Source organism: Ruegeria arenilitoris (assembly GCF_013031355.1).
Classification (GTDB): Bacteria; Pseudomonadota; Alphaproteobacteria; order Rhodobacterales; family Rhodobacteraceae; genus Ruegeria; species Ruegeria arenilitoris_C.
The window spans coordinates 519266-534988 of record NZ_WPZO01000001.1; the positions used below are offsets into that span (position 1 = coordinate 519266).

15 protein-coding genes are annotated in these 15723 nt (G+C 58.4%); 2 read left to right on the forward strand and 13 right to left on the reverse strand.

Annotation, left to right across the window (positions count from 1 at the left end):
* Positions 1-67: 67 nt before the first annotated feature.
* The 11 genes from GOX63_RS02575 to GOX63_RS02625 all read right to left on the reverse strand — a co-directional run bounded on the left by GOX63_RS02575 (position 68) and on the right by GOX63_RS02625 (position 10946).
* A complete protein-coding gene (locus GOX63_RS02575; protein WP_170544711.1) occupies positions 68-1297 on the reverse strand; it encodes an acyl-CoA dehydrogenase in 1230 nt (409 codons plus the stop codon).
* A 111-nt stretch (positions 1298-1408) separates the two neighbouring features.
* Entirely contained in the window at positions 1409-2098 is a 690-nt protein-coding gene (gene phoB / locus GOX63_RS02580) for a phosphate regulon transcriptional regulator PhoB (RefSeq protein WP_170324914.1), read from the reverse strand.
* 11 nt (positions 2099-2109) lie between these two features.
* Positions 2110-2811, reverse strand: coding sequence for a phosphate signaling complex protein PhoU (gene phoU / locus GOX63_RS02585; protein ID WP_170324915.1), 702 nt, complete (start codon positions 2809-2811; stop codon positions 2110-2112).
* A 16-nt stretch (positions 2812-2827) separates the two neighbouring features.
* Positions 2828-3625 carry a phosphate ABC transporter ATP-binding protein PstB gene (pstB, locus tag GOX63_RS02590; protein WP_170324916.1) on the reverse strand — a complete coding sequence of 266 codons (798 nt, stop codon included), beginning with the start codon at positions 3623-3625 and terminating at the stop codon, positions 2828-2830.
* A gap of 12 nt (positions 3626-3637) precedes the next feature.
* Positions 3638-4999: a phosphate ABC transporter permease PstA gene (gene pstA / locus GOX63_RS02595; protein ID WP_170324917.1), complete on the reverse strand. Its 1362-nt coding sequence runs from the start codon at positions 4997-4999 to the stop codon at positions 3638-3640.
* The gene (gene pstC / locus GOX63_RS02600; RefSeq protein WP_170324918.1) at positions 4996-6468 is read right to left on the reverse strand and encodes a phosphate ABC transporter permease subunit PstC; all 1473 of its coding nucleotides are present in this window, start codon (positions 6466-6468) and stop codon (positions 4996-4998) included. Before pstC ends, pstA begins: the two co-directional genes overlap by 4 nt.
* Before the next feature lie 83 nt (positions 6469-6551).
* The gene (locus tag GOX63_RS02605; protein ID WP_170324919.1) at positions 6552-7607 is read right to left on the reverse strand and encodes a substrate-binding domain-containing protein; all 1056 of its coding nucleotides are present in this window, start codon (positions 7605-7607) and stop codon (positions 6552-6554) included.
* 203 nt (positions 7608-7810) lie between these two features.
* Positions 7811-8857, reverse strand: coding sequence for a sensor histidine kinase (locus GOX63_RS02610; RefSeq protein WP_170324920.1), 1047 nt, complete (start codon positions 8855-8857; stop codon positions 7811-7813).
* Between the two features lie 18 nt (positions 8858-8875).
* Positions 8876-9400, reverse strand: a complete 525-nt coding sequence (locus GOX63_RS02615) for a gamma carbonic anhydrase family protein (RefSeq protein WP_170324921.1) — start codon at positions 9398-9400, stop codon at positions 8876-8878.
* Positions 9397-10038: a guanylate kinase gene (gene gmk / locus GOX63_RS02620; protein ID WP_170324922.1), complete on the reverse strand. Its 642-nt coding sequence runs from the start codon at positions 10036-10038 to the stop codon at positions 9397-9399. Before gmk ends, GOX63_RS02615 begins: the two co-directional genes overlap by 4 nt.
* Before the next feature lie 17 nt (positions 10039-10055).
* Positions 10056-10946: a YicC/YloC family endoribonuclease gene (locus GOX63_RS02625; protein WP_170324923.1), complete on the reverse strand. Its 891-nt coding sequence runs from the start codon at positions 10944-10946 to the stop codon at positions 10056-10058.
* A gap of 231 nt (positions 10947-11177) precedes the next feature.
* Between GOX63_RS02625 and GOX63_RS02630 the strand changes: the two genes are divergently transcribed.
* Positions 11178-11852 (forward strand): PAS domain-containing protein, encoded by a 675-nt coding sequence (locus GOX63_RS02630; protein ID WP_170324924.1) that lies wholly within the window; start codon positions 11178-11180, stop codon positions 11850-11852.
* A gap of 59 nt (positions 11853-11911) precedes the next feature.
* Here GOX63_RS02630 and GOX63_RS02635 read toward each other — a convergent pair whose 3' ends face one another.
* On the reverse strand, positions 11912-13282 hold the full coding sequence (locus GOX63_RS02635) for a class II 3-deoxy-7-phosphoheptulonate synthase (RefSeq protein ID WP_170324925.1): 1371 nt from the start codon (positions 13280-13282) through the stop codon (positions 11912-11914).
* Positions 13283-13451: 169 nt separating this feature from the next.
* Between GOX63_RS02635 and GOX63_RS02640 the strand changes: the two genes are divergently transcribed.
* Entirely contained in the window at positions 13452-14456 is a 1005-nt protein-coding gene (locus tag GOX63_RS02640) for a GlxA family transcriptional regulator (protein ID WP_170324926.1), read from the forward strand.
* Positions 14457-14463: 7 nt separating this feature from the next.
* Here GOX63_RS02640 and GOX63_RS02645 read toward each other — a convergent pair whose 3' ends face one another.
* Positions 14464-15561, reverse strand: coding sequence for a PQQ-dependent sugar dehydrogenase (locus GOX63_RS02645; RefSeq protein WP_170324927.1), 1098 nt, complete (start codon positions 15559-15561; stop codon positions 14464-14466).
* Between the last annotated feature and the right edge of the window lie 162 nt (positions 15562-15723).

Sequence of the window (15723 nt, forward strand, 5' to 3'; positions counted from 1 at the left end):
GATTTGTTGTGCAATCTGGTATTTGGCATCAATATTTTTTTACCATAATACCAATTACACGACATCCTCAATAGAACGCCTGTAGCCCAGTCTGTGCCCGCCCAAGGATCAGCGCGTGTACATCATGCGTGCCTTCATAGGTGTTCACCGTCTCGAGGTTGACCATGTGTCGAATGACCTGGAATTCCAACGAGATACCGTTGCCACCGTGCATGTCACGCGCCATCCGCGCGATATCCAGCGCCTTGCCGCAATTGTTGCGTTTGACGATCGAGATCATTTCGGGCGCGGCTTCGGCCTGATCCATCAGGCGGCCAACGCGCAGGCTCGCTTGCAGCGCCAAGGCGATCTCGGTCTGCATGTCCGCCAACTTTCGCTGATACAACTGCGTTTGCGCCAGCGGTCGATTGAACTGTTTCCGATCCAGACCGTATTGACGCGCGGCGTGCCAACAGGATTCGGCGGCCCCCATAACACCCCAGCTGATGCCATACCGCGCGCGGTTCAAGCAGCCGAACGGACCCTTGAGGCCTTGGACATTCGGCAACAGCGCGCTTTCGTCGACCTCAACACCGTCCAGAACAATCTCGCCGGTGATCGAGGCGCGCAGGCTCAGTTTGTTCTGAATTTTCGGTGCGCTCAGACCTTTGAGGCCCTTATCCAGAACAAAGCCGCGGATTTTCCCTTCATGAGCATCGGACTTGGCCCAAACCACAAACACATCCGCAATCGGCGCGTTCGAGATCCACATTTTGCTACCGGTCAGACGATAACCACCGTCAATCTTCTCGGCCTTTGTTTTCATGCCGGCCGGATCCGAGCCTGCATCCGCTTCGGTCAGACCGAAACAGCCAATCCATTCACCGCTGGCCAGTTTTGGCAGGTATTTCCGGCGCTGTTCCTCGCTGCCATAGGCATAGATCGGATACATCACCAGCGAGCTTTGCACCGACATCATCGAGCGGTAGCCTGAATCCACACGCTCGACCTCACGCGCGACCAGACCGTAGGAGACATACCCAGCCCCAAGGCCGCCGTATTCCTCGGGGATCGTGGTGCCTAACAGGCCCATGTCGCCCATCTCGCGGAAAATCTCGGGGTCGGTTTCTTCGTTCTGGAACGCCTCAGTCACGCGCGGCTGCAGCTTTTCCTGCGCGTAAGCCTGCGCGCTGGCCGCGATCATGCGTTCGTCTTCGTTCAACTGATCGGACAGACGAAACGGGTCATCCCATGCAAACTTGCCCATGTCGGGCGCGTCTTTGGCTCGCAATGCGGGCTTGGTGTTTGGGGCGTTCATGGTGCTTCTCCGCTTAGTCAGCTTCGACGCAACCTAACCCGGCCCCTGACCAAAAGACAGTAAGAGTTTTGCATCTGACCATGAGCAAAACTCATACCCCTGCCCCGGGTTTTACCCCAGCGCGTATCCGGCGCCACGGACCGTGCGCACCGGGTCTTCACCGCCATGTTGCGTCAGCGCCTTGCGCAGGCGGCCGATATGGACATCGACGGTGCGCGTATCGACATAAATATCGCGGCCCCAGACCCGGTCCAGCAGTTGCTCACGGCTCCAGACACGGCCCGGTTTTTCCATGAAAGTGCTCAGCAGGCGGAACTCGGTTGGACCCAGTTTCAAAGGCTTGCTGTCACGGCTGACCTTATGTGTCTCGGAATCCAAGACGATGTCGTCAAATTCCAGCCGCAAACCAACGGTTGCCGGACGCACGCGGCGCAGCTGGGTACGCACCCGCGCCATCAGCTCAACCACCGAATACGGCTTGACCACATAGTCATCCGCGCCGGTTTCCAGACCACGCACCTTGTCGACCTCTTCGGTGCGGGCCGACAGCATGATGATCGGGATCGACCGCGTATCCGGGCGGGATTTTAGGCGGCGGCAGACCTCGATGCCGCTGAGGTTCGGCATCATCCAGTCCAGCACGATGATGTCCGGGTGTTCCTCATCGACCAACAGCATGGCTTCGTCGCCGCTGGCGGCCTTGGACACGCGGAAACCTTCAGCTTCGAGGTTATAGGCAAGCACTTCACGCTGTGCCGGTTCATCCTCGACAACCAGTACGGTCGGTTGATCAGCGGACATTCGTCAAACTCCTAAGCGGATTGCGAGGTTATATCAGCTTTCGGGCGTGCCTCGGTCGGGCGTTCCCCGGTCACGAGATAGACAACCTGCTCAGCAATTGCGGTCACGTGATCGCCCATACGCTCGATGTTCTTGGCGATGAAATGCAGGTGCATACAGGACGAGATGTTGCGCGGATCCTCGGCCATGAAGGTCAGAAACTCGCGGAACAGGCCGTTGTACATCTGGTCCACTTCCTCGTCGCGATTGATGACATCGGTGGCCAGTTCGGCATCGCGTTGAATATAGGCGTCCAGCGCATCGCGCAGCATCCGTTCAACCTCGCGCGCCATGCGGCGCAGAGCGGCGGCGCTACCGTTGATCTCACCTGCATTGACCAGAACCGTGGTCCGCTTGGCGATGTTCTTCGAATAGTCACCAATGCGTTCGAGGTTACCGGACACTTTGAGCACCGACAAAACCAAACGCAGATCACTGGCTGTCGGCGCCCGCAACGCAATCAGGCGCGCGGTTTCTTCGTCGATCAACTCTTCCAAAGCGTCGATGGCCTTGTCACCCTGACGGACCTGCTGGGCCAGCTCTTCATCGCGGGTTTCCAAAGAACGGGCTGCGCCCATAATAGCGGCTTCGACCAGCCCGCCCATCTTCATGATATGGGCTTGAATCGCCTCGAGATCGCGGTCGAAAGCAGATGCAATATGTTGTTCGGTCATATCTGAATACCTGTGCTCAGCCGATCCGGCCGGTGATGTAGCTTTCGGTGCGGGGATCTTCGGGGTTGGTGAAGATCTGACCCGTCTCGCCGAATTCGACGAGGTTGCCGAGGTGGAAGAACGCGGTTTTCTGACTGACCCGCGCGGCCTGTTGCATCGAGTGGGTCACGATCACCACCGAATAACGCGAGCGCAGTTCGTCGATCAGTTCCTCGACCTGAGCGGTTGCAATCGGGTCCAGGGCCGAGCACGGCTCGTCCATCAACAGAACTTCGGGTTCGGTCGCAACGGCGCGCGCGATGCACAGGCGCTGCTGCTGACCACCGGACAGGCCGGTGCCGGGGGCATCCAGACGGTCCTTGACCTCATCCCAGATCGCACCGCGACGCAGGGACTTCTCAACAATTTCATCCAGTTCTGCCTTGTTCTTGGCAAGCCCGTGGATGCGCGGACCATATGCTACGTTGTCATAGATCGATTTGGGGAACGGGTTCGGTTTCTGGAACACCATGCCCACCTTGGCGCGCAGCTGCACCGGGTCGACGCGCTTGTCATATATGTCTTCGCCGTCCAGCAGGATATCGCCCTCGACCCGGCAGATGTCGATGGTGTCGTTCATCCGGTTCAGACAACGCAGGAACGTGGACTTGCCACAGCCCGACGGGCCGATGAAGGCAGTCACGGTCTTGTCTTCGATCTGAACATCCACGTCTTTGATGGCATGGGTGTCACCGTAGTAGACCTGAACCTTGTTCGCGGCGATCTTGATGTCTTTGGAGTCCACGGTTCTCTCCACTCGTGTCATGTCGTTCATCATAGGCCCCTCTTACCAGCGGCGTTCAAAGCGGCGGCGTAGGATAACCGCGATGGTGTTCATTGTCACAAGGAAGATCAACAGGATGATGATGCCCCCCCATGCGCGTTCGTAAAAGGCCGGGTCGGCGCGTTTGGACCATTCGTAGATCTGCGCCGGCATGGCCGAGTTCGGTGACAAGAAGCCAGCGACTATGCCGTCCGGCGGGTTCGAGGCGATAAAGCCCACCATCCCGATCAGCAGCAGCGGTGCGGTTTCCCCCAGCGCCTGTGCCAGACCAATGATGGTGCCGGTCAGGATGCCGGGCGCGGCCAGCGGCAGGACATGGTGGAACACCGCCTGCATTTTTGAGGCCCCTACCCCAAGCGCCGCATCACGGATCGACGGCGGTACCGCTTTCAGCGAGGCGCGGGTCGAGATGATGATCGTTGGGAGTGTCATCAGCGTCAGTACCAGACCACCCACCAGCGGCGCCGAGGTCGGCAGATGCATGTAGTTGATGAACACGGCCAGGCCCAAGATACCAAACACGATGGACGGAACTGCGGCCAGGTTCGAAATATTGACCTCGATGATATCCGTCAGTCGGTTCTGCGGCGCGAATTCCTCAAGATAGATTGAGGCCGCAACGCCAATGGGCAGCGCCAGCGCCAGCACGACAAACATCATGAACAGCGAGCCCAACATCGATACGCCGATCCCGGCAGCTTCGGGCCGCTGGTCGGACGCGTCGGAACCGAAGATGAAGTCGGGGTTGAAGGCCTTGTACAGGATACCCGCATCTCGCAGTTGATCTACGAAATCAAGCTGTTCGACCGAGATGCTCTTGTCATTGGCAATGGACTCGCGGGTCACGCGGCCTTTCATATAGCCATCGACTCGGCTGTTGACCAAAAAGCGGAAGCTGACGGTTTTGCCGATCTCATCGGGGTTCGAGATGACATAGTTCCGCAGCTCGGCCTGAGCGGCCTTGGACAGGATCTTGCCCATGTCCTTGGGCGACAGGTCCGTCTGGATGCCCAGCTTTGCAACCTCTGCCTCAAGAGCCGACGCAATCAGAGGCGCATAACCAAAGGTCGATACCTTCTTGATGTCTTCGATATTGCGGTTGCCCTTCTTGTCCAGCTTGTCTTCTTTCAGCTCGACATTCAGCTCAAGAAAGCTCTGTTGGAACGCGCCCGTACCGGCGGTGACGATGTTGGTCACCAGAACAACCAGCATCAGAAGACCGATACCGATCGCCGCGATGCCGTACAGTTTGAAGCGGCCTTCCGCAGCATTCCGGCGTTTGGTGCGCGCATCCTTTTCGAACAGCGACCCGCCTTTCGGCTTCGCAGCAGGAGCAGCGCCAGAGTTTTGGGAAATATCGGTCATTCGTACTGCTCCCGGTATTTGCGTACGATGTAGAGGGCAAAGATGTTCAGCCCCAGCGTGATGATGAACAAGGTCAGACCCAGCGCAAAGGCTACCAGCGTTTCGGGGCTGGCAAAGTCGGTGTCGCCGGTCAACTGGCTGACGATCCGGGTGGTGATAGTGGTCATCGCCTCGAATGGGTTGCCCGAGAATTTGGCGATTGCACCGGCGGCCATCACCACGATCATCGTCTCACCGATGGCACGGCTCGCGGCCAGAAGGATGGCGCCCACGATCCCCGGCAGTGCGGCGGGCAGAATCACCTGACGCACGGTCTCGGATTTAGTCGCGCCCAGCCCCAGAGAGCCATCACGCATCGACTGAGGTACGGCGTTGATGATGTCGTCCGACAGAGACGACACGAACGGGATCAGCATGATGCCCATGACCAGACCGGCCGTCAGAACCGCGTTGGAACTCGACATCCAACCCAGTCCCAAAGCTCCTCCGTCACCGAACAGAGAGACCAGCGCCGGGCCAACTGTCAGCAGGGCAAACAGACCGTAGACGATGGTCGGAATGCCCGCGAGGATCTCAAGCAGCGGCTTGGCAATCGCACGGGTCGCACCCGAGGCATATTCCGAAAGGTAAATCGCGGCGAACAGGCCGATTGGCACGGCCACCAGCAGCGCGATCAGAGAGATATAGAGCGTGCCCCACAGCAGCGGCAGGATCGATAGCTCACTGCCTCCGCGAAAGTTCGGAGCCCAGGTGCTGCCGAAGAAAAAGTCCTTCCACGAATGCAGCTGGAAGAAGTTCATGGTTTCGAACAGCATCGACAACACGATGCCAACCGTGGTCAGAATCGCAATCGACGCGGCCAGCAGCAGCAGGGCCAGAACACCCTGCTCGACCACGTTGCGCGCGCGGAATTCCTTGTGCGTCCGCACATAGGCAAATGCTGCGCCTATCAGAGCCAGCGCCAGCACGATAACTTGCATCGCCACTGACCCGGTCCCGGTCATGCTGCGGTATTTCTGCGCCGCAACCAGAATGGGCTGGGTGACGTCCTGCGTCAGAACCTGACCCGCGTCTTTCAGAGCCGACGTCAGCGCGTCAATATCCGCGTTCGCGTCCTGAGCCTGGGCCTCGGTCAATGCTCCGGTGGCCACGGCGCCGTTCAGGCCGTTAGCAACGCGGCGCACTTCACTCATGATCAGGCCGCGATCCGATCCTTCGGGAATCGCCGTATCAGGGATGAGGCCGGACACCGTGCTGTTCACGATCATCGGCTGTACCAGAAGCCAAACAATCAGTACGCCCAAAGCCGGAACAAGCGCCGACAAGGCAACATTGTAGCCATAGTAGGACGGCAGAGAGTGCAGTTCGCGTGTGTCACCACCCGCGCTTGCCAGTGCACGGGACCGACCCGTGAAATATCCGATCACTGCCAGCGCAAGCAGGATAAGCAACAGCCAGGATAACGCCATGATAACTCCGTGAGGATGGCAGAGATGGAGTCAAAAAGAACCGGGGCGCGCATAAAACGCCCCGGTTCCATTCACAAGGGTGATTAGGAACCGCCGCCCAGAACGGTTTCGTTGGCAACAGCTTCCTGAACCTTTGCCAGTTCCGGATCGGAAACCAGACCGTACTCGGCCAGCGGGCCGTCGGGGCCTGCGATCTCGTCAGCGACGAAGAACTCGGCATATTCTTTCAGGCCGGGGATCACGCCGATGTGGGCTTTCTTCACGTAGAAGAACAGCGGGCGCGAAACCGGGTACTCGCCGGATGCGATCGACTCGGTCGAAGGCACGATGCCGGACATGGTCGCAACCTGCAGCTTGTCTGTGTTGTTCTCGTAGAACGCCAGACCAAAGACGCCGATGCCGTCCTTGTTGCTGTCGATGCGCGCCAATGTCTCGGTGTAGTCGCCGTCGATGTCGACCGAAACGCCGTCGGTGCGCAGAGCGATACAGGCTTTCTCAGCCGCTTTCTTCTTGGCTTTGTCGCTGTCGCCTTCTGCGGCGGCCAGATAGACGTCAAAGTCGCCTAGGTGCTCACAGCCAGCCAGGATCACTTTGTCTTCGAACACTTCACGGGTGCCGTGCTTGGTGCCGGGGATGAAGGCTGCGATCGGCTGCGCCGGGAACTCGGGGTTCACGTCGGCCCAGGTTTTGTTCGGGTTGGCGACCAACTGGCCGTCAACAACAACCTGTGCGGACAGGGCTTTGTACCAATCTTCCGGCGTGAACTCGAACGAGTTACCGTTGATGTCGGATGCGAAAACGATGCCATCATAACCGATCTGAACTTCGATGATGTCGGTTACGCCGTTTTCAGCACAGGCTTTGATTTCTTTTTCACGGATGGCGCGCGAAGCATTGGCAACGTCGATGGTGTTTTCGCCAACACCTTCACAGAAACGCTTCAGGCCCGCCGAGGAACCACCCGATTCAACAACCGGCGTCGGGAAGTCAAAGTTTTCACCGAAGGCTTCTGCAACGATCGAAGCGTAAGGCAGGACGGTCGACGAACCGGCAACCTGTACCTGATCACGAGCGGCGGCCGCAGTGGCCGAAACAGCAGCGATAGCAAGAGCCGAAGCCGACAGTTTTACAAAGGACATCTCAGTCTCCTTGAGAATGTAGTTGGTGATCACCCCCATGATGATCTTGCTGGCACCTCTACGGTCCGCGCGTAAGCCTTTTGTGACAGGTTTGTAACAGCTTTATGACAGTCGACAGAATTTCTTACCGTCATGACGCATTGCAGACATGCAGCAGTCACATAGGTAAACGAAACTGCTCTGATCGCTGAGAAATTAACGGGTCACCGCGGCAAAATAACGGTGAACGTCGTGCCTTTGCCCAAGTCGCTTTCAACCCGCAGCCGCCCGCGATGGCGGTTGATGATGTGTTTTACGATAGCAAGGCCCAGCCCGGTCCCGCCCAATTGCCGGGACCTGTGACTGTCGGCGCGATAGAATCGTTCGGTCAGGCGCGGCAAATGCACCGCGTCGATACCTGGACCCTTGTCGATCACCTGAACCCGAACTGCCGGGCCCCGCATTGCTGAGTCTCGTTCAGACGCAAGCACCTGAATTTCGACACTGCCGCCACTGCCGCCGTATTTGATTCCGTTCTCGATCAGGTTTGTGAAGACTTGGCGCAATTGGTCGTTGTCCCCCGTCAGCGAAACCGGTCCTTCCGGCGCTGTCAGGGTCAGCTGCACCTTTGCATCCTCGGCCAAAGGGCGCAGCGAGTTCAACGTCGATTGCAACAGGCCTGTCAGTTCAATCTGCTCTTTCGGCCTTACACGCTCTTCGCTTTCGACGCGGTTCAGGGACAGCAGATCCCCCACCAGCCGGTTCATCCGGTTGGCCTCATCGTTCATGATCTGCAGAAAGCGGTCACGGGCAACCGCATCATCGCGGGCAGGTCCGCGCAGCGTTTCGATGAAACCCATCAAAGCGGTCAGTGGTGTGCGCAGTTCGTGGCTGACATTGGCGACGAAATCGCGGCGCATCTGGCTGGCCTGTTCGACATGCGTGACGTCCTGAAAGATCGCCAGCAGCGCCCCACCGGACACCGCACCGACACCGTTCAGATAGCGGCATTCAACCTCGAACGTGGTGTCCTGCGCGCCATCATTGGACAGGTGGCGCGTTTTGGTCGGGCCTTTGGTGAGTAGGGCCTGTTCAATCGCGTCAATGACCTGTGGCTGCCGCAGGATCGTCGCGAAATGCCGCCCGACGATATTCTGCGCCAGCAGGGTCTTTGCATCGGTATTGGCTGCGATGATTCGCTCTGTCTGATCGACCATCAGGGCTGGCATTGGAATGGCCGAAACGAATTCGGCGAGCAGGTCGTCTGACATTATCTCGATCTTTCCAGACTAGACCACGGGCTTCATCTCATCGCGGAACCGGCGCATGTTCTGCTGGTAGTGCAACGCGCTGAGGGTAATTTTTTGCGCCGCCGCCTCATCCAGTTGCCGCACGACCTTGCCGGGCGCGCCCATGACGAGAGAATTGTCGGGAATTTCCTTTCCCTCGGTGATCAAGGCCCCTGCCCCGATCAGGCAGTTCTTGCCGATCTTCGCACCGTTCAGCACGATGGCCCCCATCCCGATCAGCGTATTTTCCCCGATCGTGCAACCATGCAGCATAACCTTATGCCCAATGGTGCAGTTCTTGCCGATGGTCAGAGGATAACCGGCATCGATATGCATGATGCAGTCTTCCTGCACGTTGCTGCCTTCGCCCACACGAATTTCTTCGTGGTCGGCGCGGATGGTGCAACCGAACCAGACCGAGGCGCCCTGCTCCATTACTACCTTGCCGATCAGGTTGGCATCGGGTGCGACCCAAGTGTCCTCGTGGATTTGCGGAATGTGCTCCCCCAAAGCGTAGATGGTCATGACAGCCCCTCGAATTCGTTTTGCAAGGTGCGCACGTGGTTTTGCAGTTTGGGCTGCTGGATACGACGCATCCGCTCGGCACTGACGATGGTTTTCAGCTTGTCCTCGGTCGCATCCAGATCGTCATTGACCAACACATAGTCGTAGTAGCCCCAGTGGCTGATCTCATCCCAGCTTTTCAGCATCCGCTTGGCGATCACATCTTCGCTGTCCTGCCCGCGCGTTTCGAGACGACGGCGCAGTTCGGGGATCGAGGGCGGCAGGATGAAGATCGACAGCGCGTGCTTACCCAGATCCGAGTTGCGGATCTGAACCTCGCCCTGCCAATCGACGTCGAACAGCACATCCCGCCCTGAATTGATGGAATCCCGAACCGGACCTGCAGGCGAGCCATAGAAGTTTCCGAACACGTGGGCGTGTTCCAGCATCTGCCCATCCGCAACCTGCTGCTTGAACTCGTCTTCCGACAGGAAGTAATATTCGCGCCCGTGTTCTTCGCCCGGACGGGGTGCGCGGGTTGTGGCCGAGATCGAAAACTCAAGCCCCTCGTCCCACGCCATCAGCCGACGGGCCAGAGTGGATTTCCCCGCGCCCGAAGGCGAAGACAGGATAATAAGTAGGCCGCGGCGATCTGCCATGTCAGTCGTTCCCATAGTCATTCAACATTTTGCACTTGTTCGCGCATCTGGTCTATTACCGCCTTCAACTCAAGCCCCACCGAGGTCAGATCGGCGCTTTGCGCTTTCGAACACAGCGTGTTGGCCTCGCGGTTAAACTCCTGCATCAGAAAGTCCAGTTTCCGTCCGACGGCCGCGTCCTGAGACAGCAAGTCCCGCGCGGCGACAACATGGGCTTTAAGACGGTCGATTTCCTCGGTGATATCCGATTTGACGGCAATCAGCGCCAGTTCCTGCGCCACCCGGTCCGGGTCGGCGCCCTGCGCGTTGTCCAGCACCCGCGCCAGATTTTCCCGCAACGCCTCGGCGGTTTTGTCCTTGCGCTGCTCGGCAAGGTCAGCCGCCTGTTCGGTGAGTTGAGACACCTGTGTCAGTTGCCCGTCCAGTATGTCGGCCAGCGCCTTGCCTTCAGTCTGGCGCATATCGACAAAGGCCGCCAAAAGCGGAGCGAACTCCTTGGTCAGTTGCTCGACCAGCGGCGCGGGGTCATCGACTTCGCTACCAGCGTCCAACATGCCCTTGATAGCGATCAGGTCAGCCGCCGTTGATGGCGCCAGCGTGACACCGCTGGCGGCTGCCATTTCCTGCGTGCGGGCCAATGCGGTCAGCGCGGCGGCCATAGCGGTTTCGTTCAGGGCGAGATCGGGCGCAGTTTCATCCCGGCTTAGCTTCAACGACAGCGTGACATTGCCCCGGTTCAACGCTTTTGAGATTTGCGAACGCAATGCAGCTTCAAGCCCGGTCAGCCAATCGGGCACACGCAGGCGCATGTCCAGCCCCTTGCCGTTCACACTGCGCAACTCCCACGTCCAGCTATGGGGTCCGAAAGCCCCTTTGCCCGAGGCGAAACCGGTCATGGATCTGATCATTTTAGCTGCCCCTGTCTGCTCGCTTGCTGCACCTAATGCCATCGGCAGGTGCAGGGCAAGAGTTTGCTCACTTTGAGCCTAACGCCAGAAGTTAACCATTCATTAAAGAATTACTCCAAAATTGATTTAACCCGTGTCAACCTGACCAAGGCTAAAGGCTGATCGGAGCCAAATGGTCCCGGTAACTGGCATTTTAGGAAAATGACGGTCAATCGACGCTAGGGTGATGAAATGAAAACCTTTTTCGGAAACGGTTCCGGGTCAAGTTTTGGAAAGATCGTCGCTATGGATCGTTTTGCCAGCGGGCGCAGCCTCTCGCCCATCCGACAGGTCGAAGCGTATTGGACTGCGCTTCTGACTGGTGACAGCGTGCCCAAGCGATCACAGGTCGATCCGCGTGGTCTTGAGAACGTTCTTGAATACACTTTCATCCTGGAGCGCATCGCGCCGGGGCTGGCCCGGTTCCGTTTGGCTGGCAGCCATCTGAACAAACTGGCGGGCATGGAAGTGCGCGGAATGCCCCTGACCGCGTTTTTCGAACCCAGCGCCCGGAGCCAGATCTCAGACGCGTTGGAACAGGTCTTTGCCCGGCCGGCAATTGCCGAACTTAGCCTGACCTCTGCCGGTAGACTGGGACGCACTCAATTGCAGGCCCGCATGATCCTGTTGCCGCTGAAAAGCGATCTTGGCGACGTCAGCCGTGTGCTGGGTGTGATGGTCTGTGACGGCGCAATCGGCGCAACGCCGCGCCGTTTCACCATTCCGGACACCCGCATTCGGGCGGTATCCGACGTTCAGGCGCCGCAGCAACAGATGGAACGCGAATTGGCTGGTTTCGCCGAGGATCAGGAGGCGTTCAAACGCCCTGGATCACATCTGCGACTGGTTTCGTCACGCGACAACTAATCCCAACAATAAAGGCGGGCCGAATGGCCCGCCTTTCTTTTTCCTGAAAGATTTGAACCTTAGCTGGCCGCGCGTTTGCTGCCATTGCGGCGCAGATTGGTTAGTTCCTCGGCGACAAGGAAGGCCAGTTCCAACGATTGCGACGCGTTCAAACGCGGATCGCAGGCGGTATGGTAACGATCCGAGAGGTCCTCTTCGGTCACAGCCCGCACGCCGCCGGTGCACTCGGTGACATCCAAACCGGTCATCTCGAAATGCACGCCGCCGGGGATGGTGCCCTCGGCCTGGTGCACACCAAAGAAGTCGCGCACCTCGCGCAGCACGGAATCGAACGGACGGGTTTTATAACCAGTCGCCGATTTGATCGTGTTGCCGTGCATCGGGTCGCAGACCCAAGTCACCTTGGCGCCTTCTTCCTTAACAGCCTGAATCAGACGCGGCAGGTGCTCACCGGCTTTGCCCGCGCCGAAACGCGCGATCAGGGTCAGACGGCCTTCTTCGTTCTCGGGGTTCAGTTTGGACATCAGAACCTTGAGATCTTCCGCGGTGGTCGTCGGACCACATTTCAGACCAATCGGGTTAAGAACGCCGCGGCAGAACTCCACATGCGCGCCGTCAGGCTGACGCGTACGGTCACCGATCCAGATCATGTGGCCGGAACCGGCCAACCAGTTACCCGAGGTCGAATCAAGACGGGTCAGCGCCTCTTCGTATTCCAGCAGCAGGCTTTCGTGGCTGGTGTAGAACTCGACGGTCGAGAATTCATGCGTGGTGTCCGCCGTGATCCCGGCCGCGTGCATGAAGTCGATGGTGTCCTGAATACGGTCGGCGATTTCCGAGTACTTGCTGACATCCTGCTCGTCAGTGAAGCCCAACGTCCAGGAATGCACCATGCTCATGTCCGCGAAACCACCGGTCGAGAACGCGCGCAGCAGGTTCAACGTTGCGGCGGCCTGAGTGTAGGCCTGCAGCATCTTACCGGGATTCGGGATGCGTGCTTCGGGCGTGAAGGCCAGTTCGTTGATGATGTCACCGCGGTAACTGGGCAGCTCTACGCCGTCCACAACCTCGGTCGGCGCGCTGCGCGGTTTGGCGAACTGGCCCGCCATGCGGCCAACTTTCACCACCGGCACCTTGGCACCATAGGTCAGCACCATTGCCATTTGCAGCATCACCTTGAAGGTGTCACGGATCGCATCCGCGCTGAATTGTTCGAAGCTTTCAGCACAATCCCCACCCTGCAGCAGGAAGGCCTCGCCGCGACCGGCGGCACCCAGATGTTGCTTGAGACGCCGCGCCTCACCGGCAAAGACCAGCGGGGGATACTGTGAAAGCTGAGCCTCGACCTTGGCCAAAGCGGCCTCGTCGGTATAGTCTGGCATCTGAACCCGGGGCTTGTTGCGCCAGTTCGTTTTTTGCCATTCGGTCATAGCTTTGATCTCCGCTGAAGTAGTCAGGTCGTCTCTATACAAAATGCATTGAAGACTGACCATATCCGATTTGGGCCTCTTGACGCGGGAAACAAGCTTTGATCATGGTGGCTGTCAAATCTGTCGCCGGACGTATCGTCTCGAAGCGCCGAATCAAGGACACCTCGCCATGCAAGAGCAACGCCAAGTTGTCACGGTGGAAGACACTGCGGCCAACCCGCGCAACTTCGTATTTGTCCTGTTGGACAAATTCTCGCTGCTGTCGTTCGCTTCCGCGTTGGACAGTTTGCGAATTGCCAACCGTATGGCGGATAGAACACTGTATACTTGGACCCTGATGGGCGAAGGCGGCGAAACGGTCAATTGTTCGGCTGGTACCAACTTTTCACTGGACGAAGATCTGATCGAACTTCAGCGGGACGATGTTGTTCTGATCTGCGGCGGCGTGGACGTGCAGGCCGCAACCACCAAGAAAGTGCTGAACTGGGTGCGCCGCGAGGCACGCCGAGGCCTGCGTATCGGTGGTCTGTGCACTGCGGCATATACGCTGGCCAAGGCCGGGCTGCTGGACGGCAAACGCGCCACGATCCACTGGGAAAACGCAGACAGCTTTGTTGAGGAATTCGATGAGGTCGAACTGACCAAATCGGTCTTTATCGTCGACGGGAACAGGATGACGACGGCGGGGGGCACATCGTCCATCGACCTGATGCTGAAGCTCATCGCCGACGACTACGGCGAGGACCTTGCCAATGCGGTGGCGGATCAGATGATCTATTCCTCGATCCGCACCGATCAGGACACCCAACGCCTGTCGACACCGACTCGCATCGGTGTACGTCACCCCAAGCTGAGCCAGGTCATCCTGATGATGGAAAAGAACATCGAAGAGCCGATCTCGCCTTCGATTCTGGCCAAGGATGTCGGTATGTCCACGCGGCAGCTGGAACGCTTGTTCCGCCGCTACCTCAGCCGCTCACCCAAGCGCTATTACATGGAGCTGCGCCTGCACAAGGCACGCAACCTGCTGATGCAGACGGATATGAGCGTGATCAACGTGGCGCTGGCTTGCGGTTTTGCCAGCCCGTCGCATTTCTCGAAATGCTACCGGGCGCATTACAACACCACGCCCTATCGGGAACGCGGTGCACAGGGCGACCGGCTGTCGATATGACTCGCCCCTAAATGCCCGGCGTCATTCGATAGACTACCCCCTGCCCGACCGAAATGAACCAGATCGATCCGTCCGGGGCCTCGACGATATCGCGCACGCGTTCGGTCTCGAGGCCTTTGATCTGCTCGACTTCTTGCAACGGCGATCCCGCCAGCCTCGCGATATAGTCGAATTTCAGCGAGCCGACAAAGATATTGCCTTTCCACTCGGGCCACAGATTGCCGGAATAGACCATCAGCCCGGATGGAGCCATTGACGGGTCCCAATAATACTCGGGCTGCTCCAAGCCCGGTTTTGCCGTACCTTCTCCGATTTTCTTACCGGAATAGTGAACGCCATAGGAAATGACAGGCCAGCCGTAGTTCAACCCCGGCTGCACCAGATTGACCTCGTCCCCGCCCCTAGCGCCGTGTTCCGATATCCAAAGCTGCCCTTGCGCATCCAGACCCGCCCCCTGCGGGTTGCGATGGCCAAACGACCAGATCTCGGGGCGCACATCATCGTTATCGACGAAAGGATTGTCTCCGGGCACCGTTCCATTGCGGTTGATACGGATCACCGATCCCATGTGATTGGTCGTGTCCTGAGCGGCTGGCCGGTCACCGCGATCTCCGATCGTGACGAACAGAGTTCCGTCATCGGCTTCAACCACGCGTGACCCAAAATGCTTGCCCGTTCTGCCACCGGGCACCGCCTCAAAGATCACCCGCACTTTGGTCAGCCGGTCACCGCTCTCGGACAGACGGGCGACCGCCACCGCATTTCCGGCCTTGCTAGATTGCTGTTTTGAAAAGGTTAGAAAAATCTCTCGGGTTTGCGCAAAATCGCGCGCGATAGTGACATCCAACAGCCCGCCCTGCCCGTTTGCCGCCACTTTCGGCACACCTTTGACGCGTTTTGCCTTTCCGCCCTTCACATAAAGCAGTTCACCCTCGCGCTCGGTGACCAGAAACCCTTCGTCCGGCAGGATACCTATCGCCCACGGTGTATCCAGGCCCACAATCATCGGACTGACCTGTACGGGGCCCGATGATGCCTGAAGGATATCGGCACTGACCCAACCGGCCTTGAACAACAGCACCAGAATCGCAAAAACTCTTAACATCGAACTCTCCATCGGCGGAACATCTACCGCTAAGCCACGAGACACACCCAACAAAACTATAGGACGTATAGGTGGCAAGGACACATCTGCGTTAGGACTTTTCTTTTCCGGACAGCTTGCCTAGGGTCGTGCTCAGTTTGAAGACCACTTCAGGGAGTAACC